The 20902-nt window shown below is 44.5% G+C and carries 18 protein-coding genes and 1 pseudogene; 2 read left to right on the top strand and 17 right to left on the bottom strand.

Translation table 11 applies throughout. The features are described from left to right. Positions 1-9 precede the first annotated feature (9 nt). Positions 10-726 (top strand): GntR family transcriptional regulator, encoded by a 717-nt coding sequence (locus HMPREF2655_RS03840; protein WP_001007181.1) that lies wholly within the window; start codon positions 10-12, stop codon positions 724-726. A 302-nt stretch (positions 727-1028) separates the two neighbouring features. Next, positions 1029-4784, top strand: coding sequence for an LPXTG-anchored beta-N-acetylhexosaminidase StrH (gene strH, locus HMPREF2655_RS03835; RefSeq protein WP_070837666.1), 3756 nt, complete (start codon positions 1029-1031; stop codon positions 4782-4784). A gap of 56 nt (positions 4785-4840) precedes the next feature. Here strH and purB read toward each other — a convergent pair whose 3' ends face one another. The 17 genes and pseudogenes from purB to HMPREF2655_RS03760 all read right to left on the bottom strand — a co-directional run bounded on the left by purB (position 4841) and on the right by HMPREF2655_RS03760 (position 20896). After that, complete coding sequence (purB, locus tag HMPREF2655_RS03830) at positions 4841-6139, bottom strand: adenylosuccinate lyase (protein ID WP_070837664.1); 1299 nt, start codon at positions 6137-6139, stop codon at positions 4841-4843. Positions 6140-6348: 209 nt separating this feature from the next. Beyond that, on the bottom strand, positions 6349-7356 hold the full coding sequence (locus HMPREF2655_RS03825) for a hypothetical protein (RefSeq protein ID WP_049479225.1): 1008 nt from the start codon (positions 7354-7356) through the stop codon (positions 6349-6351). A gap of 7 nt (positions 7357-7363) precedes the next feature. Then, on the bottom strand, positions 7364-7591 hold the full coding sequence (locus HMPREF2655_RS03820) for a hypothetical protein (protein ID WP_049479226.1): 228 nt from the start codon (positions 7589-7591) through the stop codon (positions 7364-7366). An 18-nt stretch (positions 7592-7609) separates the two neighbouring features. Then, positions 7610-7876, bottom strand: coding sequence for a hypothetical protein (locus tag HMPREF2655_RS03815; RefSeq protein WP_142352126.1), 267 nt, complete (start codon positions 7874-7876; stop codon positions 7610-7612). 1 nt (position 7877) lies between these two features. Continuing rightward, positions 7878-7973 (bottom strand): annotated as a pseudogene (locus HMPREF2655_RS09965) (phosphoribosylaminoimidazole carboxylase); the annotation flags it as partial. A 2-nt stretch (positions 7974-7975) separates the two neighbouring features. Further along, entirely contained in the window at positions 7976-8668 is a 693-nt protein-coding gene (locus HMPREF2655_RS03810) for an aspartate/glutamate racemase family protein (protein ID WP_070837662.1), read from the bottom strand. Positions 8669-8671: 3 nt separating this feature from the next. Then, complete coding sequence (locus HMPREF2655_RS03805) at positions 8672-8899, bottom strand: phosphoribosylaminoimidazole carboxylase (RefSeq protein WP_070837660.1); 228 nt, start codon at positions 8897-8899, stop codon at positions 8672-8674. Positions 8900-8919: 20 nt separating this feature from the next. Next, the gene (locus HMPREF2655_RS03800; RefSeq protein WP_070837657.1) at positions 8920-9183 is read right to left on the bottom strand and encodes a hypothetical protein; all 264 of its coding nucleotides are present in this window, start codon (positions 9181-9183) and stop codon (positions 8920-8922) included. A 1-nt stretch (position 9184) separates the two neighbouring features. Further along, positions 9185-10276 (bottom strand): 5-(carboxyamino)imidazole ribonucleotide synthase, encoded by a 1092-nt coding sequence (gene purK, locus HMPREF2655_RS03795; RefSeq protein WP_070837655.1) that lies wholly within the window; start codon positions 10274-10276, stop codon positions 9185-9187. Next, entirely contained in the window at positions 10263-10751 is a 489-nt protein-coding gene (purE, locus tag HMPREF2655_RS03790; RefSeq protein ID WP_000805606.1) for a 5-(carboxyamino)imidazole ribonucleotide mutase, read from the bottom strand. Before purE ends, purK begins: the two co-directional genes overlap by 14 nt. Positions 10752-10779: 28 nt before the next feature. Then, positions 10780-10896: a phosphoribosylaminoimidazole carboxylase gene (locus HMPREF2655_RS10520; RefSeq protein WP_082243824.1), complete on the bottom strand. Its 117-nt coding sequence runs from the start codon at positions 10894-10896 to the stop codon at positions 10780-10782. A 94-nt stretch (positions 10897-10990) separates the two neighbouring features. Beyond that, a complete protein-coding gene (purD, locus tag HMPREF2655_RS03785; RefSeq protein WP_070837653.1) occupies positions 10991-12253 on the bottom strand; it encodes a phosphoribosylamine--glycine ligase in 1263 nt (420 codons plus the stop codon). A 120-nt stretch (positions 12254-12373) separates the two neighbouring features. Further along, a complete protein-coding gene (gene purH / locus HMPREF2655_RS03780) occupies positions 12374-13921 on the bottom strand; it encodes a bifunctional phosphoribosylaminoimidazolecarboxamide formyltransferase/IMP cyclohydrolase (protein ID WP_070837651.1) in 1548 nt (515 codons plus the stop codon). A gap of 15 nt (positions 13922-13936) precedes the next feature. Then, positions 13937-14482 carry a phosphoribosylglycinamide formyltransferase gene (gene purN / locus HMPREF2655_RS03775; protein WP_070837649.1) on the bottom strand — a complete coding sequence of 182 codons (546 nt, stop codon included), beginning with the start codon at positions 14480-14482 and terminating at the stop codon, positions 13937-13939. Continuing rightward, positions 14479-15501, bottom strand: a complete 1023-nt coding sequence (gene purM, locus HMPREF2655_RS03770; protein WP_070837647.1) for a phosphoribosylformylglycinamidine cyclo-ligase — start codon at positions 15499-15501, stop codon at positions 14479-14481. Before purM ends, purN begins: the two co-directional genes overlap by 4 nt. 214 nt (positions 15502-15715) lie before the next feature. Next, positions 15716-17158: an amidophosphoribosyltransferase gene (gene purF / locus HMPREF2655_RS03765; protein ID WP_070837645.1), complete on the bottom strand. Its 1443-nt coding sequence runs from the start codon at positions 17156-17158 to the stop codon at positions 15716-15718. Between the two features lie 12 nt (positions 17159-17170). After that, on the bottom strand, positions 17171-20896 hold the full coding sequence (locus tag HMPREF2655_RS03760; protein ID WP_070837643.1) for a phosphoribosylformylglycinamidine synthase: 3726 nt from the start codon (positions 20894-20896) through the stop codon (positions 17171-17173). Positions 20897-20902 lie beyond the last annotated feature (6 nt).

Here is a 20902-nt window from a genome sequence, read left to right as displayed (position 1 = left end):
GTGAAATTTATGGCTATTCCTAAATACCAATATATTAAAGATGAATTAAAAAACAAAATCATCTCTGGTCAATTTGCAAGTGGAGATAAATTTTATACAGAAGCCGAATTGATCGCGATGTACGATGTGAGTTCAATCACAGTTGTTCGTGCCTTAAATGACCTTGCTAAAGACGGCTACATTGTCCGCCAACAAGGTAAAGGTACTTTCGTCTCACGTGCCCGCAAGCACAAACTCGTTGAGTTTTCAGATGTTGAAATCTTTGAAACAAAAGACGATAAAGTTACTGTCCTTTCTATCGAGCGCGGAAACAAACTTGAATATTTAGATAAACTTGGACTACGTGGAGATCAATTCTACTATAAGATTGAACGTATTCGTCAGACAAACGACGTAACATACATCTACCACACATCTTATATTCCTGAGCAATACATCAATGCCAACTATCCAAATCTTGACTATTATAGCTCTATCTATACACGTTTCAAATTGGATTACCGCATTCACATGAGTGATGAACATTTTGAGGAAATCAACGAAATCGCATTCCCAACACCAGAGCATGCTGCTTCTGTACTCGGAATCGATACACAATTCCCAACTGTCTTCCAAACCAAGACTACAAAACTTGAGGCCACTGGCCAAGTCCTTGCCTATAGTGAAACTTATAAGCGAGCAGACTACTACAAAATCAAATTCATCTCATGTAACCGAGGTCATTAAGAAAAAGCCTGAGCCTAGCTCAGGCTTTTTCTCTATTCATTATAGCACGAGAAAGAAATTGTGAAAACGCTATGAAGGGCTCTTATTTAATTAGTAGCATTTTTACTAAAAACAAGGTAAATTTTCGTCTGATTTTTCCTCTGTTTTATCCCTTATTAGCAAATTTCTCCTAAATCTTATGATTTCCTCTATTTATTATAGTTCTTATATAAACCCACTTGACATTTTACTCCGCAGATAATAAAATAAAATTGGTTTTATGTAAACGCTATCATATATGATAATAACAAGGAGGTTTTGTCATGAAACTAGAAAAGAAACAGCGCTTCTCCATCCGTAAATACGCGGTTGGGGCAGCTTCTGTACTTATAGGATTTGCTTTTAGCGCACAAGTCGTAGCTGCCGACGAGATTACTCCAGCTCCAACAGCTGTAGAAACTGTTCAAACGATTCAGGAGAGCCCACAAGCAACCGAAGAACCTGTAGACTCTAAGGTCCCAGAAAAACTGGAAGAAAAGGCTGACAAACCTGTAAAAGAGGAGGTCAAAGAAGACCAGGAGGCTCCTCAAACAGTTACTCCAACAACCGAAGAGTCAAGCGCACCAGTTGTGACAGAAAATGCTAGTCCAACTCCTAGCGCCGAGAAAGAAAACCCTGCCCCAGCTGAAACTCCTGCCGAAAGCACTTCTTCCGAAAAGAAAAATGAAGTCGTCACACCTGCAATAGCCACTCCTAGCACAGAACGAGCAGCTCAGGTAAATGAAAAACTGGCAAAAAGAAAAATGATCTCAATCGACGCTGGACGCAAGTACTTCTCTCCAGACCAACTCAAAGAAATCATCGACAAAGCCAAACACTATGGTTATACCGATCTTCATTTACTAGTTGGAAATGATGGCATGCGTTTCATGCTGGACGACATGACGATCAAAGCCAATGGCAAAACCTATGCAAGCGACGATGTCAAACGTGCACTTGAAAACGGAACCGATGCCTACTACAAGGATCCAAACGGCAACCATTTGACAGAAAGTCAGATGACGGACTTGATCAACTATGCTAAAAACAAAGGCATTGGTCTCATCCCAACTGTAAACAGCCCTGGTCACATGGATGCGATTTTGCATGCCATGAAAGAACTAGGTATCCAAAAACCGAACTTCAACTACTTTGGTAAGGAATCTGCTCGTACCGTTGACCTTGATAACAAAGAAGCTCTTGCATTTACCAAAGCTCTGATCGACAAGTATGCTGCTTACTTCGCTGGCAAAACAGACATCTTCAATATCGGACTGGACGAGTACGCCAATGATGCTACAAACGCCAAAGGCTGGAGCGTTCTTCAAGCCTATAAATGGTATCCAGAAGATGGATTCCCAGACAAGGGTTATGATAAATTTATCGCCTACGCTAATGACCTTGCTCGTATCGTTAAATCTCACGGTCTCAAACCAATGGCCTTTAACGACGGTATCTACTATAATAGCGACACTAGCTTTGGAACCTTTGACAAAGACATCATCGTTTCTATGTGGACTGGTGGATGGGGCGGATACGACGTCGCTTCTTCTAAACTTCTAGTTGAAAAAGGCCACCAAATCCTTAATACCAACGATGCTTGGTACTATGTTCTCGGACGAAATGCCGATGGTCAAGGTTGGTACAACCTGGACCAAGGACTCAATGGAATCAAGAGCACTCCAATCACTTCTGTACCAAAATCTGAAGGAGCAGATATTCCTTTCATCGGTGGTATGGTAGCTGCTTGGGCAGATACTCCATCAGCACGCTATTCTCCATCACGTCTCTTCAAACTCATGCGTAGCTTCGCAAATGCAAATGCTGAGTACTTTGCTGCCGACTATGAGTCTGCTGAGCAAGCTCTGAAAGAAGTCCCATCAGGCCTTAACCGCTATACTGCGGAAAGTGTCGCAGCTGTCAAAGAAGCTGAAAAAGCCATTCGCTCACTCGATAGCAACCTCAGCCGTGCCCAACAAGACACCATTGACCAAGCAATCGCGAAACTCCAAGAAGCTGTTAGCAACCTAACCTTCACACCAGAAGCTCAAAAAGAAGAAGACGCGAAACGCGAAGTTGAAAAGCTTGCCAAGAACAAAGTAATCTCTATCGATGCTGGACGTAAGTACTTCACACTTGACCAACTCAAACGCATCGTAGACAAGGCTAGCGAACTTGGATATTCTGATGTGCATCTCCTCCTAGGAAATGATGGACTTCGCTTCCTACTTGATGATATGACCATCACTGCTAACGGAAAAACTTATGCAAGTGACGATGTCAAAAATGCCATCATTGAAGGAACAAAAGCTTACTACGATGATCCAAATGGTACCACTCTTAGTCAAGCTGAAATCACTGAATTGATCGAATACGCAAAATCAAAAGGCCTCGGACTCATCCCAGCAATCAACAGCCCAGGTCACATGGATGCCATGCTCGTCGCTATGGAAAAACTTGGAATCAAGAATCCTCAAGCCAACTTTGACAAGGTCTCCAAAACAACCATGGACCTTGAAAACGAAGAGGCGATGAACTTTGTCAAAGCCCTCATCGGCAAGTACATGGACTTCTTTGCAGGCAAGACAAAGATCTTCAACTACGGTACAGACGAATATGCCAATGATGCCACCAACGCGCAAGGCTGGTACTACCTCAAATGGTATGGACTCTATGGCAAGTTTGCTGAATACTCTAACACCCTTGCTGCCATGGCCAAAGAAAGAGGCCTTCAACCAATGGCCTTCAACGATGGTTTCTACTACGAAGACAAGGATGATGTTGAGTTTGACAAGGATGTCATCATCTCTTACTGGTCTAAGGGATGGTGGGGCTATAACCTTGCAACGCCTCAGTACCTAGCAAGCAAAGGCTATAAACTCCTCAACACCAACGGAGACTGGTACTACGTCCTAGGCAATCACAAACCAGATGAAGCCTACCCACTATCAAAAGCACTTGAAAACTCTGGTAAAGTGCCATTTAACCAGCTTGCATCTACCAAGTATCCAGAAGTAGACCTTCCAACCGTCGGAAGCATGCTTGCTATCTGGGCAGACAAACCAAGTGCTGAGTACAAGGAAGAAGAAATCTTTGAACTCATGACTGCCTTCGCAGACCACAACAAAGACTACTTCCGCGCTGACTACAATGCTCTCCGTGAGGAGCTTGCTCAAATCCCTACTAACTTGGAAGGATACAGCCAGGAAAGCTTGGATGCCCTAAATGCAGCTAAAGAAGCTCTCAACTACAACCTCAATCGTAACAAACAAGCCGAGTTAGACGCTCTTGTAGCCAAACTCAAGGCAGCCCGCCTAGGCCTTAAACCAGCGACAACTCACTCAGGAAGCCTCGATGAAAATGAACTAGCTGCCAATGTTGAAACCAAACCGGAACTCATCACAAGAGCAGAAAAGATTCCATTTGAAGTTATCAAGAAGGAAAATCCGAATCTCCCAGCTGGTCAGGAAAAAATCATCACACCAGGTGTAGAGGGCGAACGCACTCATTACATCTCCGTCCTTACTGAAAATGGGAAACAAACAGAAACGGTTCTAGATAGCCAAGTAACCAAAGAACCTGTGACCCAGGTGGTTGAAATCGGCGCCCCTATTACTCACAAAGGAGATGAACACGGTCTTGCTCCAGCCACAGAGGCAAAACCAAGACTGGACATCCAAGAAGAAGAGATTCCGTTCACTACCGTAACACGTGAAAATCCACAATTACCACTCGGACAAACGCAAATCGTCGTTACTGGTGTAAATGGCCGTCGTACGATTTTCTACTCTGTCAGCACTACTGCTGACGGTAAGAAAGAAAGAACCCTTGTCAATAGTGCGGTATCGCAGGAAGCGGTCGCTCAGGTTGTCGAAGTCGGAACTGCCGTTGAGAAAGCTGAGCAAGCTGAAACAACTACTAGCAAAGCAGATGAAAAACAACTCCCTGCAACAGGAAGTCAAGACTCTGCGGGCTTGGTCGCAGCAGGACTCATGGCCACACTAGCAGCCTACGGACTCACTAAGAGAAAAGAAGATTAATCCCTTCGATAAGCATACAAAAAAGCGAGATTAAATCTCGCTTTTTATTGTTAGGATTAATCACCAAGTCCGATACGTTCAAAGATATCATCCACTCGTTTAGTGTAGTATGCCGGGTTGAAGATTTCATCAATTTCATCTTGAGTGAGGCGTGATGTCACTTCTGGATCTGCTTCTAGAAGCGGTTTGAAGTCTACTTGGTTATCCCAAGAGTAGGCTGTTTTTGGTTGCACCAAGTCATAGGCTTGCTCACGAGTCATGCCTTTTTCAATCAAGGTCAACATAGCCCGCTGACTAAAGATAAGACCAAAAGTTGAGTTCATGTTGCGGATCATGTTTTCTGGGAAGACCGTCAAGTTCTTGACGATATTTCCAAAACGGTTGAGCATGTAGTCAATCAAAATAGTCGTATCCGGTGTGATGATACGCTCAGCTGATGAGTGAGAAATATCACGTTCGTGCCAGAGAGCGACGTTTTCATAGGCCGTCACCATGTGACCACGGATAACACGCGCCAAACCTGTCATATTTTCAGAACCGATAGGATTGCGCTTGTGAGGCATCGCAGATGAGCCTTTTTGCCCCTTGGCAAAGAATTCTTCCACTTCGCGCTGCTCAGATTTTTGCAAACCACGAATCTCAGTCGCCATACGTTCGATTGAAGTCGCGATGCTGGCAAGAACTGCAAAGTACTCAGCGTGAAGGTCACGAGGAAGGACCTGTGTAGAGATTTCTTGGGCACGGATACCAAGTTTGTCGCAGACGTATTTCTCTACAAATGGTGGGATATTGGCAAAGTTACCAACCGCACCAGAGATCTTACCAGCTTCCACTCCAGCAGCCGCATGCTCGAAACGCTCGATGTTGCGCTTCATTTCGCTGTACCAAGTCGCCAATTTAAGACCAAAAGTTGTTGGCTCCGCATGCACACCGTGGGTACGACCCATCATGATGGTGAACTTGTGCTCCTTAGCCTTATCAGCGATGATGTTGGTGAAGTTTTCAAGGTCACGACGAATGATGTCGTTGGCTTGCTTGTAAAGGTAACCATAGGCAGTATCCACCACGTCGGTAGAGGTCAACCCATAGTGGACCCACTTGCGCTCTTCGCCAAGCGTCTCAGAAACCGCACGCGTGAAGGCAACCACATCGTGGCGCGTCTCTTGCTCAATCTCTAAAATACGGTCGATGTCAAAGTCCGCTTTCTCGCGAATCAAAGCCACATCTTCCTTAGGGATTTCCCCCAACTCAGCCCATGCCTCGTCAGCCAAGATTTCCACCTCAAGCCAAGCACGGTATTTATTTTCTTCACTCCAAATGTTCGCCATTTCAGGGCGGCTATATCTTTCAATCATGTTTAATTTTCCTTTCTTTCTTGAAAAACATTATATAAATACTATTTCTCACTCAATGTCTTCTTTCCAAATACACAAGGATGGGGAATTTCTACTATATTTAAATCCACATTCATAAACACATTATAAATTGCGAAATATTTTTCTGGATATTCAGGTATCGAGACTTAAATTCATCAAACTATTCCAATAAATGATCTAACTATTTTCTAGCTATATTGCCTCCTGCCCATAAACACAAATTCCATTAATTCTCCAAAATCTTTGAATTCATCAAAAGTACGCTCATCGTTTTCAGGAAAATATAAATTATTTAACCTATAGAAATTTTTAACTTTTTCAATATTGTTAGAAAACTTATATTTCACAGCATTATAGAATTCTTTAGCTTCCTCTATATTACTTGAAGTAAGAACATTATTATTTTCATAACATTTTTTCGCTTGTTCAAAATTTGAATACATTTTACCTGATTCATTAACAGAAGTTCTAGGGTCTATAACCTTATCTTTTAATAAATCATATACGTTACTGTACCTCCATAATTGAATGTTCACTTGAATTTGAGTTGAAGAAATTTGAACTCCTCGATTAATATAATATTCCTCAGCTTCTTCTTGAGTTGGATAATGTATCTGATAAAGCCTTTCCCTTTCCTCTTCTAACCACCTAAAAGCAGTAGGTTTATCATAAGTTTTTATAATTGATAAACAGTACCTGTTTGCGATTTGTAGATTAGCTTCATTATCATACAAATATTGTAAAGTCTTATATCTTATAATTGGGGGCAACAGCGAAAAATCACCCATGACCTGAGCAGGAGACAATAAATTCATAGGATACTTCAAAAAGTAATCAATAAAGAGATAAGCATATAAATCAAATAAGCCATCTTTTACTTGATTAAGTTCATCATCAGAAAACTCCTCTGTATGTTGAGTATGTGTTCCATCATTTCCCAATGGGCGTATCTTCTCAATGGAGGCTTTTAAATACACTTTCCTATTGTTGGAAAGTTTCTTAAATTGTTCCATATGCTCAGCTTTTCCTAATGTAAAATAAGTATCACTCCCAATATTTAATATTTTTCTAACTATAACTTCTGAGAATTGCCTGATCCCTTTTATTTTACCTCTTCTTGTTAATCCTACATAAAAAGTATCGTGAATTAAATCACCAATCATTTGTTCATATTCAAAGATATTAAAATTTACCATATTAACCCTACTCAAACTCCTCTTTCCCAATCCATACTGATGGGTAGTGATCTAGTGTATTCAAATCCTTATCTAGCGGTATATCATAGAGAGCTAAATAGTTTTCAGGATATTGTGCAACTAGTTCTTCATACTTAGCTTTCACTTTTTCGTGGTCGCCACTAGCATACAAGACTTCGACGACTGCCCCAGTCTTCTCTTTTTCAACAAATGCGTTGATGATGAGTTGAATCATAGATTTCTCCATTAAATTCTAAAAATTTTCTTCTTCCTCAGGATCTTCGTAAGCAAAAAATTCAATCGAAAGTTTTATAGGGCGACTTGTTAATCCGCAACTCTTTATATAATCATAGACCTCATCATCATCGCGGGTATGCTCTATAACTAGTTGATTATTTGTTCTTTCTACAACATGAATCCCTTCTGCATCCGGAATTTCTGGAATGACTACATCATCCGCATAAGTAAATGTCAGAGTAGTAATATCATCTTCAAATATATCATCGAATTCTTCTACCATTTTAAAAATCAATCCCTTTCCCTAATTCAACCACACTATCCGGCACATCACTAAACAAAGTTATATGCCCTACCCTACGGTTGTGCTTGTCTTCAATAATCATTTATTTACCGCCCACTCCGCCGCTTTCTCTGCATGAATCACTGTTGTGTCGTAGAGTGGCAGGTCAGTGCCGGATTGCTTGACGAGAAGACCAATCTCGGTGCAACCCAAGATAACAGCTTCAGCGCCTGCTTTTTTCAAATCATCTATAACGGCAAGATAAGTCTGCTTTGAGCTTTCTTTGATGTTCCCTAGGCAAAGTTCGTCATAAATGATTCGATTGACCTCTGTAATTCCAGCTTGGTCTGGAATCAGCACTTCTAACCCAGACTCTATTAATTTCTCCTTGTAAAAATCTTGAGTCATGGTGTACTTGGTCCCTAGGAGGCCGACTTTTTGAATACCGTCAGCCAACAAGGCCTGCGCAGTTGCCTGCGCAATATGCAAGATTGGAATCGTAATCTGTTCTTGTATCTGCGGAGCAACCTTGTGCATGGTGTTGGTACAAATAACAATGAAATCTGCACCAGCTTGCTCCAAGCGATGAGCAACATCTGCCAACAGTTGACCGCTTTTCTCCCAGTCTCCAACTGCCTGATAATGCTCAATCTCTGCAAAATCAACACTATAAAGTAGAATCTTAGCAGAATGCAGGCCACCCAGCTCTTTTTTGATGGTTTCGTTGATGATTTGGTAGTAAGATGTGGTGCTTTCCCAACTCATACCACCAATCAGACCAATAGTTTTCATAGGCTAATTAAACTCCTCCTTGCTTATCGCTACCGACGGATAATGTGGCAGGGTGTTAAGGTCAGTATCCAGCGGCAAGTCGTAGATTGCCAAATAATTGTCTGGATACTGAGCTGTCAGTTCTTGATATTTGGCCTTTACTGTTTCCTGGTCGCTACTAGCAAAGAGCACTTCCACAACAGCAGTTTCTTTGCCTTCTTCTACAAAAGCGTTTACGATGATTCGAATCATAAACTGATCTCCATTTAGCTTTAAAGATTATCATTTTCTGGGTCTTCATGTATAGAAAATTCAAATGAAATTCTCTCAGGATGTCTAGGCAGGCCGTAACTACTCAGATAATCCTTTACTTCCTTCACAGAACAAGAATATTCTAAGACTAGCTGATTGCCAGCTCTCTCTAAAATATGAATCCCCTCTCTATCCGCAATCTCTGGAACAATCAAATCGTCCGTATAAGTCAGTGTTACGGTCGTTATTTCATCATCTGGCAATTCATCAAATTCTTCTGCCATTTCAAAAATCAATCCCTTCCCCAAACTCTTCCACACTATCCGGCACATCACTAAACAAAGTCACATGTCCCATCTTGCGGTTGTGCTTTGCTTCTATTTTACCATACAGGTGGAGGTGGGCGCTTGGATTTTCTGCGACATACTTTTCAGCGACCTCGACGTGTTGGCCGAGAACGTTGAGCATAACGGCTGGTGCATGAAGGTGGATTGCTGGAAGTGGCACTCCTAGAACACCCAAGATATGCGTGTCAAACTGGGAGAAGTCACAGGCTTCGATTGAGTAGTGGCCAGAGTTGTGTGGCCGTGGGGCAATCTCATTGACGATTATATCATCAGCCGTCGCAAACATTTCCACGCAGAGAGTTCCAGACAAGTTCAGCTGTTCTGCGATTCGCACTGCCATGGCTTTGGCTTTATCAGCTAGACTTTCTGAAATGCGAGCTGGCACAATGGTCTTAGACAGGATATTGTTGCGGTGGATATTTTCCTGAACTGGGAATACTGTCACGTCCTTGCCATTCCCTGATACGATGACTGAAATCTCAAGGTCAAAGTTGACAAATTCTTCCAAGACACAGTCTGCTGAATCTGCTAGCGAATAGGATTCTTCCAAGTCTGCTTCCGAGCGAATAACCTTTTGTCCATGCCCATCGTAGCCTCCAGTCGCGGTCTTAAGGACATAGTTTTTCGATAGATCGATATCTGCCAAGTCTTGGCTAGAAGTCACGACCTTGTAGGGTGCCACAGTGACTTGGGCCTTGTTTGAGAGAAAGTCCTTTTCAAAGATGCGATTTTGCGAAATGCGGAGCAGGTCTGTTCCTTGAGGAAGCTGACCATCCTTGATGACAGCATCCAAGCCGTCAGCATCGACATTTTCAAATTCATAGGTGAGGACATCGCAACGCTCAGCCAACTGATGGAGGGCAGCCACATCGTTATAAGGTGCTACGATGATTTCCGCAACACGAGAGGCTGGGCAATCCGTCGCAGGATCCAGCGCGATGACCTTGTGCCCCATGTAGATAGCAGAAATGGCCATCATCTGCCCCAGCTGACCGCCACCGATAATTCCGATTGTTTTAGATGAGCTCATTGGTAGACTCCTCTGCGATTTTTCCTTGCTCTTCTGCAAAATCTGCCAATGCTGTAGCAATAGCCTGGTCCTCTACTGAAAGGAGACGGAGGGCAAAGAGGGCTGCATTTGTCGCTCCTGCTTCACCGATAGCCATAGTTGCAACAGGCACGCCACCCGGCATCTGTACGATAGAGTAGAGCGAGTCCACGCCACTAAGGGCACGAGATTTGACGGGCACACCAATGACTGGAAGGGTTGTTTTAGCAGCAACCATTCCTGGCAAATGGGCTGCGCCACCAGCACCTGCAATGATGACCTTGATACCACGGCTACGTGCCTCCTCCGCATGTCTGAACATGAGGTCTGGAGTACGGTGGGCAGAGACAACTTTCTTTTCGTAGGCCACACCGAAACGGTCTAGAACTTCGGCGGTTTTTTGCATGGTAGCCCAGTCGGATTTTGAGCCCATGATGATGGAAATTACTGGTTTCATTTCTTCTCCTTTTTCTTCCTTTCAACAATCACCTTAGGTTGTGAGGGACGGCAGCAGCCACCAAAGGTGTCTCATGCCTAAATCGGAAGCCCAAGGTCTTCCGATTTCCCTGAACGATTGGCTTATAAGCCAATCGTTCTTTCACAACGGCGGTGATTGTTATTTTATTGCTCGCTAATGCTCGCAAGTTATGCAACCATTATCGTATTTGGCGACTTCGTCGCGTTATTTTTATACTTTTACTTTATAGCCTTGCTTCCGATATCTGTTCGGTAGAAGAGGCCTTCTGTGTTTTGTTTGTCGAGTTCCTTGTAGATGGTATCTTGGGCTTCTTTAACGGTATCGGCTGTGGTGACGAGCATATAGACTCGTCCGCCGTTGGATAGCAGTGCTCTGCTATTTTCCGCAAACTTAGCCCCTGCATAGTAGGTGATAATATTGCCTTCTGTCTTAGTTGGCAACTCGACACCCTTTGCATAATCTAACGGGTAGCCCTTGGATGCGACAACCACACCCAGAGTCACGCCCTTGTCCGTCCATGTGATGTTCGGCTCCTTGTCATCGAGAATATCCGTGATATTTTGCGCAAAGTCAGATGTCAAACGAGGCAAGATAATCTGTGTTTCGGGATCTCCAAATCGAGCGTTGAACTCGATGACCTTCGGACCATCAGCAGTTAAAATAAGCCCCGCATAAAGGACACCAAGATAAGGACGACCTTCTTTGATCATCCCTTCAAGGACTGGCTTGACAATGGTGTCAACCGCCGTATCAACTACGCTCTGTGGCAAGTGAGGAACTGGCGCATAAGCTCCCATACCGCCCGTGTTAGGGCCCATGTCGCCATCGTAAGCACGTTTATGGTCCTGAGCCGTTGGCATGATGTAGAACTTGTCCCCATTGACAAAGGCAAAGAGAGAGAACTCTTCTCCGTCAAGGAATTCCTCGATGACCACTCGCGCCCCCGAGTCACCAAATTTATTGTCCAAAAGCATCTCGTGGGCAGCTTCGACCGCTTGCTCAACCGTTTCAGCTACGACAACACCTTTCCCAAGCGCCAATCCATCCGCCTTAACAACGATTGGAGCGCCTTTCTCTTCGATATAAGCCTTAGCTGCCTCGAAATCCGAAAATGTGCCATAGGCTGCTGTCGGAACGTCGTATTTGACCATGATTTCCTTAGCAAAATCCTTGGACCACTCCAGCTCCGCTGCCAATCTTGTTGGACCAAAGGCTTTGAGACCAGCTTGGTTAAAATCATCCACAATTCCAGCAGCAAGGGCATCATCTGGCCCGATGAAGGTCCAAGCAATATCGTTGGCCTTTGCAAACTCAATTAACTTAGAATGTTCGGAAATAGAGATGTTTACCAATTCCAGGCCATCCAGAGTCATCCCGTCATTCCCAGGAGCCACAAAGACTTTTTCAACGTCTTTTGATTCAAATAATTTCTTAGCAATCGCATGTTCACGACCACCCGAACCGACAACTAATAGCTTCATCTCTCAACCTCTTTGGCGAATTATTTACTAACATTATATCATAAACGTTCGTTTTAATCTTGTTTCACTTAGCATTTTAAACCAAAAAAGGAAAGAAACTGTTTTCTTCCCTTTCGTTTTTTAATGCCTAAAATGTCTCACTCCTGTGAAGACCATGGTCAAGCCATATTTGTCCGCCGCTTCGATAGACTCTTGGTCACGTACTGATCCACCTGGTTGGATGATGGCTTTGATACCTGCTTTGGCGATTTCTTCCACGTTATCCGCAAATGGGAAAAAGGCATCGGAAGCAAGGACAGCGCCGTCAAGACGGTCTTTGGCTTGTTCAATGGCAATACGGACGGAAGCCACACGATTGGTTTGACCGGGGCCAACACCGAGTGTCATATGGTTGTTGGTTACGATGATACCGTTTGATTTGACGTACTTGATAGCCTTCCAAGCGAACTCAAGAGCAGTCGCTTCTGTCTCAGTTGGCTGGCGTTTGGTCACCACTTGCCAGTCAACTGGGCTTTCCTTGACCACGTCTTGGTTTTGCACAAGAAGTCCACCGACCACGCCTGTGTATTCTGCCTCTACCTCACTAGCATCTTGAGCATCAAATGGCAAGGCAAGGATGCGCAAGTTTTTCTTTTTGTTGGTCAAAATGGCTAGCGCTTCATCCGTATAGCTCGGTGCGATGATGATCTCAAGGAAAACGCCGTGCATCTTCTCAGCAGTCGCAGCATCCACCTTACGATTGAGAACGACAATTCCACCAAAGATAGACACTGGGTCAGACTCATAAGCGTAATCCCAAGCAGTTTCGATGTCATCAGCTTGACCGATACCGCACGGATTCATGTGTTTCAAAGCCACCACTGTTGGACGGTCTTTGAAATCACGGATAATACGGATGGCCGCATCCGCATCACGAATGTTATTGAAGGACAATTCCTTACCGTTGAGCTGTTTCGCTGATGCAATCGAATAGTCAGTCGGCAAGGCTTTTTGGTAGAAATCGGCATCTTGTTGAGGGTTTTCACCGTAACGCATTGGTTGCTTAAGGTCGTAAGTCAAAGTGAGCTTTTCAGGTTTGCTTTCTCCGACTTGAGCTGTGAAGTATTCCGCAATCAAAGCATCATAAGCCGCAGTGTGACGGAAAACCTTGGCTGCCAAACGTTGACGAGTTTCATGAGTCGTTTCAGCATTTGCTGCCAATTCGTCCAAAATCACAGCATAGTCAGCAGGGTCTACCACAACTGTCACGCTGGCATGGTTTTTAGCTGCTGAACGAAGCATGGATGGCCCACCGATATCGATATTTTCAACTGCGTCAGCGTACGTCACGTCTGGTTTGAGGATTGTTTCCTTGAAAGGATAGAGGTTGACCACTACAAGGTCGATAAGCTCGATCTTATTGTCCTTAGCCGCCTCAAGGTGGCTATCCAAATCACGACGAGCCAAGAGGCCACCGTGGATATTTGGGTGAAGGGTCTTGACACGACCGTCCATCATTTCTGGGAAGCCCGTCACATCATCAATTGCAATGGTCTCCACACCAGCATTATCAAGGGTAACCTTTGTCCCACCTGTTGAGATGATATCCCAATCAAGTTTTTTAAGTTCTTGGGCAAATTCAACAATGCCCGCTTTGTCTGAGACACTGATTAAGGCGCGTTTAGTCATTTTATTTCCTTTCATTTACTTATCCAATAATTCTCTAATAACCTCTGGATACAACTTGTACTCTGCCTCATGAATACGAGCTTCAAAGCTTTCGATGGTATCATCAGCTAGACGTGGCACACGGACTTGTTTGATGACCTTGCCTGTATCCACACCTGAGTCCACCCAGTGAATGGTCACACCACTCTCAGCGACATCAGCTTTCCAAGCGTCCTCAATCCCATGAGCTCCTGGAAATTCTGGCAGGTAGGCCGGATGAATGTTGATAATTCGACCTTCATAAGCCGCCAATAAGGTTGGGCCGACGATTTTCATATAACCCGCCAAACAAACCAAGTCAATCTGGTGTTCTTCCAAGAGCTCGACAAGAGCTGCTTCGTAGTCCGCCTTGTTCTCAAACTCCTTGAGTTCAAAAGCATAGGACAGGACACCGAGCTTGTCTGCACGCTCGAGCACATAGGCGTCACGATGGTCTGAAAAGACAAACTCCACCGGAAATTCTTCGGCAATCACCTGAAAATTTGAGCCATTACCAGAGGCAAAAACCGCTATTTTTTTCATTTGATGATGACACTTTCGTTTTCTTTCTTAACAATGCGACCAATTTCATAGACTGGTTCATCCAGCAATTCTTTGACACGACCTACATTTTCAGGGCTAACTGCCAACATGAGTCCAACACCCATATTGAAGATTTCAAACATTTCTTCATGCTTGATTTCACCGTATTTTTCAAGAGCTTTGAAAATAGGGAGGACTGGAACCTTGTCTTCTTCAATTTCCGCAGCTAGGTCAGCCGCAAACATACGAGGGACATTCTCGATAAATCCACCACCAGTGATATGGGCAATACCGTTGACTAACTCTTCCTTGATGAGCGGTAGAACAGCTTTAACGTAGATACGAGTTGGTTCAAGAAGGACTTCCTTGAGTTTCTTGCCTTCCAATTCTGGCAAGACTTCCTCACCTGTGTAGTCGGCAAAAACACGACGCACGAGTGAGTAACCATTTGAGTGGATCCCACTTGAGGCAAGTCCGAGAAGAACATCGCCTTCAGACACCTTTGAGCCGTCAATGATTTGAGATTTTTCAGCCACACCTACTGCAAAACCAGCCAAGTCATAATCATCTGCGCCATACATACCAGGCATTTCAGCCGTTTCCCCACCGATGAGGGCAGCGCCTGCCTGCACACAACCTTCTGCCACACCAGCAACGACTTGTTCTAGCTTGGCTGGTTCATTCTTCCCTGTCGCTACGTAGTCAAGGAAGTAAAGAGGCTCAGCTCCTGCAGCGATGATATCATTGACACACATGGCCACACAGTCCTGCCCGATGGTATCGTGCTTGTCGTACTTGATAGCCAGCATGAGCTTGGTTCCGACACCGTCAGTCCCTGAAATCAAGACGGGCTCTTTGACACCTGTTTTTGAGAGGTCAAACATGCCACCGAAACCACCAAGAGCTCCCATGACACCCGCACGCTTCGTGCGAGCCACATGCTTTTTGATCCGCTCAACAACTTCATAACCCGCTTCAACATCTACACCCGACTGGGCGTACGCATTTTTATTTGCCATTTTATTTTTCCTTTTCTTTGAGAAGATTGCGACGTATTTTTAGATAAACAATTATTTTATCTAAAAATACTAGTCAGGGCTCTAGCTTTGATCCCATAGGGCAAAGCGTCTACTGACAAATGCTTTAGCTTTTAGTCAGTAGCGAGACGTGGAGCATAAGCATTTTTATTTGTCATCTTCTCTTCCTTTCCTTTCATGGAGAGTCTTTATCCGTCTATTTGTAAAAACTGGTCTTATCCCCTAAGCTTCTACGATATTCTTCTTCATAGTCGTAGAGAGGAGTTGGGTAGTCACCGTCAAAGTAAGCGACACAGAGACCACCATTCGGTGCATCTGTTTCAATCCCGATAGAGTTAATCAAGCCATCAATCGAAAGATAGGTCAGGCTATCCGCACCAATAATTTGGCAGGTTTCTTCAACTGTATGATTGGCCGCGATTAGTTCCTGACGAGTCTGGATATCAATCCCATAGAAACATGGATAAGCTAGCGCAGGACTTCCAATAGCAACGTGAACCTCGGACGCCCCCGCTTCTTTCAAAAGCTGAACGATGCGACGAGAGGTTGTCCCCCGAACAATGGAATCATCAATCATCACCACACGTTTGCCTTTGACAACACCTGAAACAGCTGACAGTTTCATCCGCACCCCTTGCTCCCGCAATTCTTGAGTCGGTTGGATAAAGGTGCGTTGGGTGTATTGGTTTTTGATGAGACCCATTTCATTTGGCAGACCAGATTCTTCTGCAAATCCCATAGCTGCGCTGAGTGAGGAATTTGGCACACCGACCACAATATCTGCTTCGTGCTTGAACTCACGCGCTAATTGGGCCCCCATACGTTTGCGAGCTGTATGGACGTTGACACCATGGATATTAGAGTCAGGACGGGCAAAATAAATATACTCCATAGAGCAAATCGCCAACTGGGTATCATTCGTATAGCTATCGTACTGAATCCCATTGTCATCTACGATTACAATCTCTCCTGGTTTTACATCGCGAATCCACTCAGCACCAATAACTTCAAAAGCACAGGTTTCTGACGAAACCACCACCGCTCCGTTTGCCATTTTCCCAATAGAAAGTGGACGAAAACCATTAGGATCAAGCGCAGCAATCAACTTGTCCTCAAACAGCAGGATATAAGCAAATCCACCTTTGACAAGGCTGAGCGCCTCTTTGATTTTGCCCATCAAGTTCGGATTGTGACTCCGACGAATGAGGTGAGCCAAGATTTCCGAGTCCGAAGTTGAACTGAAAATAGCTCCTCTTTGTTCCAATTCTTTCTTGAGCGATTCGGCATTGGTCAAGTTTCCGTTGTGAGCAAGTCCAAACTGCATATCATGAAAGCGAAAGAGGAAGGGCTGGATGTTGTCAACAGAAGCTTCGCCAGCAGTCGCGTAACGCACATGCCCAATCGCGCTCGTTCCAGTCAATTTATCCAAATTAGCTGGATTTCTGAATACTTCTGATAAAAGTCCCATATCACGATGACGCTTCAATTGTCCCAGATCATTGGAGAGGATTCCTGCCCCCTCCTGACCACGGTGCTGAAGACTGTGGAGACCAAAATAGGTCAATTTAGCAGCGTCTGGATGCCCCCAGATACCGAAAACACCACATTCTTCATTAAGAGATTTTACTTCGTATGTCATTTTTTATACCTTTTATTTCCCTGTGAAATAACACACAGCCGACGCGAACAGGTGCTGGTCTTTATTTCCTGGGATGTTTTGGAAGAGACCGTCTTCATAACGTTCTGAGTGTCCCATTTTACCGATGATTTGGCCGTTCTTGCTGGTAATTCCTTCGATGGCATTTACAGAACCATTCGGATTGTACTTAGAATCCATACTTGGTTTGCCGTCAAAGTCAACGTATTGACTGAAAATTTGTCCATTGTCACGGAGCTCAGCGAATTCCTCAGTCGTCACAACAAACTTCCCTTCACCGTGCGATACTGGAATGGCATGGATATCGTCCACTTGTACTCCAGCCAACCATGGTGAGTTGGTATTGGCAATCCGAGTTTCCACCATCTTGGCCACGTGCTGGTTGGCATCATTGTAGAAGAGGGTTGGGCTGGTACTGTTAGCATCTTCAAAGTTTCCATATGGAAGAAGACCTGATTTGACCAAGGCCTGGAATCCATTACAGATACCGATGATCAAACCACCACGAGCGATAAAGCTATCAATGGCTGCACGCACTTTTTCATTGAGCAAGATATTCACGATAAATTTAGCTGATCCATCCGGTTCATCCGCAGCTGAGAATCCACCTGCAAAGAAGAGAATGTTTGCCTTGCCGATATTGTCAACCATGGTTTCAACTGACTTGACAATGGCTTCTTCATTCAAGGTCACGAATGGCACCAAGTTGACTTCTGCACCTTCTTTTTCAAATGCCTTGGCTGAATCATATTCCGAGTTGGTTCCTGGGAATACTGGGATGTAAACCACCGGTTTTTCAATAGTTTCTTTGGCTTTGATGACTGCGTTAGAAGCGACAGCTGGCACTTCAGCCAATTCTTTAGATTGAGCAAATTCTGTTGGGTAAACTTCTTCCAGTTTCCCTTGGAAGGCACTGTCAAGTTTGTGTCCATCTAGCTTCACACCGTTGACAACGAGTGTAAAGTCTGCTTTCGTTTGTCCAATATTCTCTACTCCAGCGATTTCTTCAGGAGATGTGAAGACAAATCCGCCCAATTGAGCAGTCAAGGCTGTTTCAAGTTCAGGCAAGGTCACCTCTGCACCAATATGGTTCCCAAAAGTAGCAAGAGCCAAGCTTTCAAGGACACCACCATATTTAACAGCTGATGCAGATGTTACTTTGTGATCAGCTTGGATAGCTTCAAATTGAGCAAAATTAGACTTGATAAGATCAAAATCAATCTCTTGTGCCAAAGATTGACCTGGGATGTAGTAGATATTTTCACCAGCAGTCTTGAACTCAGGAGAGAGCACCTTACGGCTATCTGCCGTCGTCACCCCAAAGGCAACCAAGGTTGGCGGTACAGTCAATTCTTCAAAAGTACCAGACATAGAGTCCTTACCACCGATAGATGGCAAACCAAGCTGGATTTGTGCTTCGATAGAGCCTAGAAGAGCTGCTACTGGCTGACCAAAACGCTCAGCTTGCTTGTCCATTCGCTCAAAATACTCTTGGTATGAGAAGCGAGCCTTGGACCAGTTTGCACCAGCAGCTACCAAACGAGCAGTCGCTTCGATTACTGCATAGGCAGCGCCATGGTATGGAGACCATTCTGCTACATAAGGGTTAAAACCTTGAGCCATGACTGATGCAGTGTGAGTTACACCGTGTTGAACTGGCAATTTCTGCACAGATGCCTCAGTTGGTGTGAGTTGGTAGCGACCACCAAGTGGGTGATTGACCGTTGAACGACCGACCGAACAGTCAAAGATGGTTTGCAATCCTTTTTGACTCGCATGGTTGAGATCAGATAGAACCGCAAGGGTATCTGCTTCAAGTGTGTCAACGCTTGTTGTGCGTTCTTCTGGAAGTTTGACACCCTTGTCTACCACCTTGGCATCAACGACTACGCGCACACCGTTGGTATCAAGGAAACGACGTTCCAAGTCGACGATGGTTTCACCATTCCAGTGCATGACTAGATTTGGTTTTTCAGTCACTGTCGCAACCACAACAGCGTCAATATTTTCTTTGTTACATTCCGCAACGAAGGCATCTACGTCCTCAGGACGAACCACCACAGCCATCCGTTCTTGTGATTCAGAAATAGCAATTTCGGTACCGTTCAATCCTTGGTATTTAAGAGGAACCTTGTTGAGGTCGATTTCAAGACCGTCTGCCAATTCACCGATGGCTACACAGACACCACCAGCACCAAAGTCGTTGGATTTCTTGATAAGACGAGTGACATCACCATTACGGAAAAGACGTTGAATCTTGCGTTCTTCGATGGCATTCCCCTTTTGGACCTCAGCACCAGCAGTCTCTACAGACTCAACTGTTTGAACCTTAGAAGATCCCGTTGCACCACCGACACCATCACGCCCAGTCTTACCACCTAGCAAGATAATCACGTCACCGGCTTCCGGTTTTTCACGGACTACATTTTCCTTAGGAGCAGCACCAACAACGGCACCTAGCTCCATGCGTTTAGCCACAAACCCTGGGTGGAAGTATTCACGAACGTAAGTCGTCGCCAGACCAATCTGGTTACCATACGAAGAATAACCATGAGCCGCTGTCTTCGAAATGACTTGTTGTGGCAATTTACCAGCGCGAGTTTCCGAAATTGGAGCTGTAATATCACCAGCACCTGAGATACGCATAGCTTGGTAAACGTAGGAACGGCCTGACAATGGGTCACGAATGGCACCACCGATACAAGTAGCCGCGCCACCAAATGGTTCAATCTCAGTTGGGTGGTTGTGGGTTTCGTTTTTAAACATGAGGAGCCAAGGTTCCTTGACACCATCAACGTCCACTTCGATTTCAACCGAGCAGGCATTGATTTCGTCTGACACTTCCATGTCGTCCAAACGCCCATTAGCACGCTCATAACGACCAAAAATAGTCGCCATATCCATCAAGGTTTGTGGCTTTTCAGACCGACCTAGTTCATCACGCATGGCAATATACTTGTCATAAGTCGCCTGCAATTGCTTTTGGAATTTAGAAGCTGAGAAGTCAATGTTTTTCAACTCGGTCTCAAAAGTCGTGTGACGGCAGTGGTCAGACCAATAAGTATCCAACACCTTGAGCTCAGTCTCAGTTGGCACGCGCCCGATTGACTTGAAGTAGTCTTGGATAAAGAGCAAATCATCCACTTCCATGGCCATCCCTTGCTCGGCCTTGTAGCGAGCAAAGTCTTCTGCTGTATAGCTTTCAAAGAAGGTCAATTTAGGAATGGTCTTGTCTGACTCAGAAAATTCCTGCTTGGCAATGCCTGTCGTGATGTCCTTAAAACGAGAATCCACTGGATTGAGCAGGTAGTTCTTGACCGCTTCCAACTCAGTCACATCAATATCTTTATTAACCAAGTACAATTGTGCTGTGTTGACCGTCACGTCACTCGAACTTCCCAGCAAAAGCAAGGCTTCCTGTGAAGAAGCTGCACGCTGGTCAAACTGTCCTGGCAAACTTTCAATGGCAAAGAAAGCATAATTGGCAAGATCCGCCTGCACAGCCGCTTCATCCAAGACATGGTCTGTCACCTGCTCAGAGAAGATATGCTTCTCGGCGGGCGTAAACAAATCCTCTGACAAGCCAAAAACATCATAAACCTGCACGATTCGAATACTTTTTAAAGTTGACAATCCCAAGTTGTGCTGGAGCTCTCTCACCAAACTCTCTGACTTGACCTGAAAATCAGCCTTTTTTTCAACAAAAATACGTTTATTCATCAATTC

The organism is Streptococcus sp. HMSC066F01 (assembly GCF_001837335.1).
Classification (GTDB): domain Bacteria; phylum Bacillota; class Bacilli; order Lactobacillales; family Streptococcaceae; genus Streptococcus; species Streptococcus oralis_S.
The sequence above is the reverse complement of the archived record's forward strand: the minus strand, read 5'-3'. Positions and strand labels throughout refer to the sequence as shown.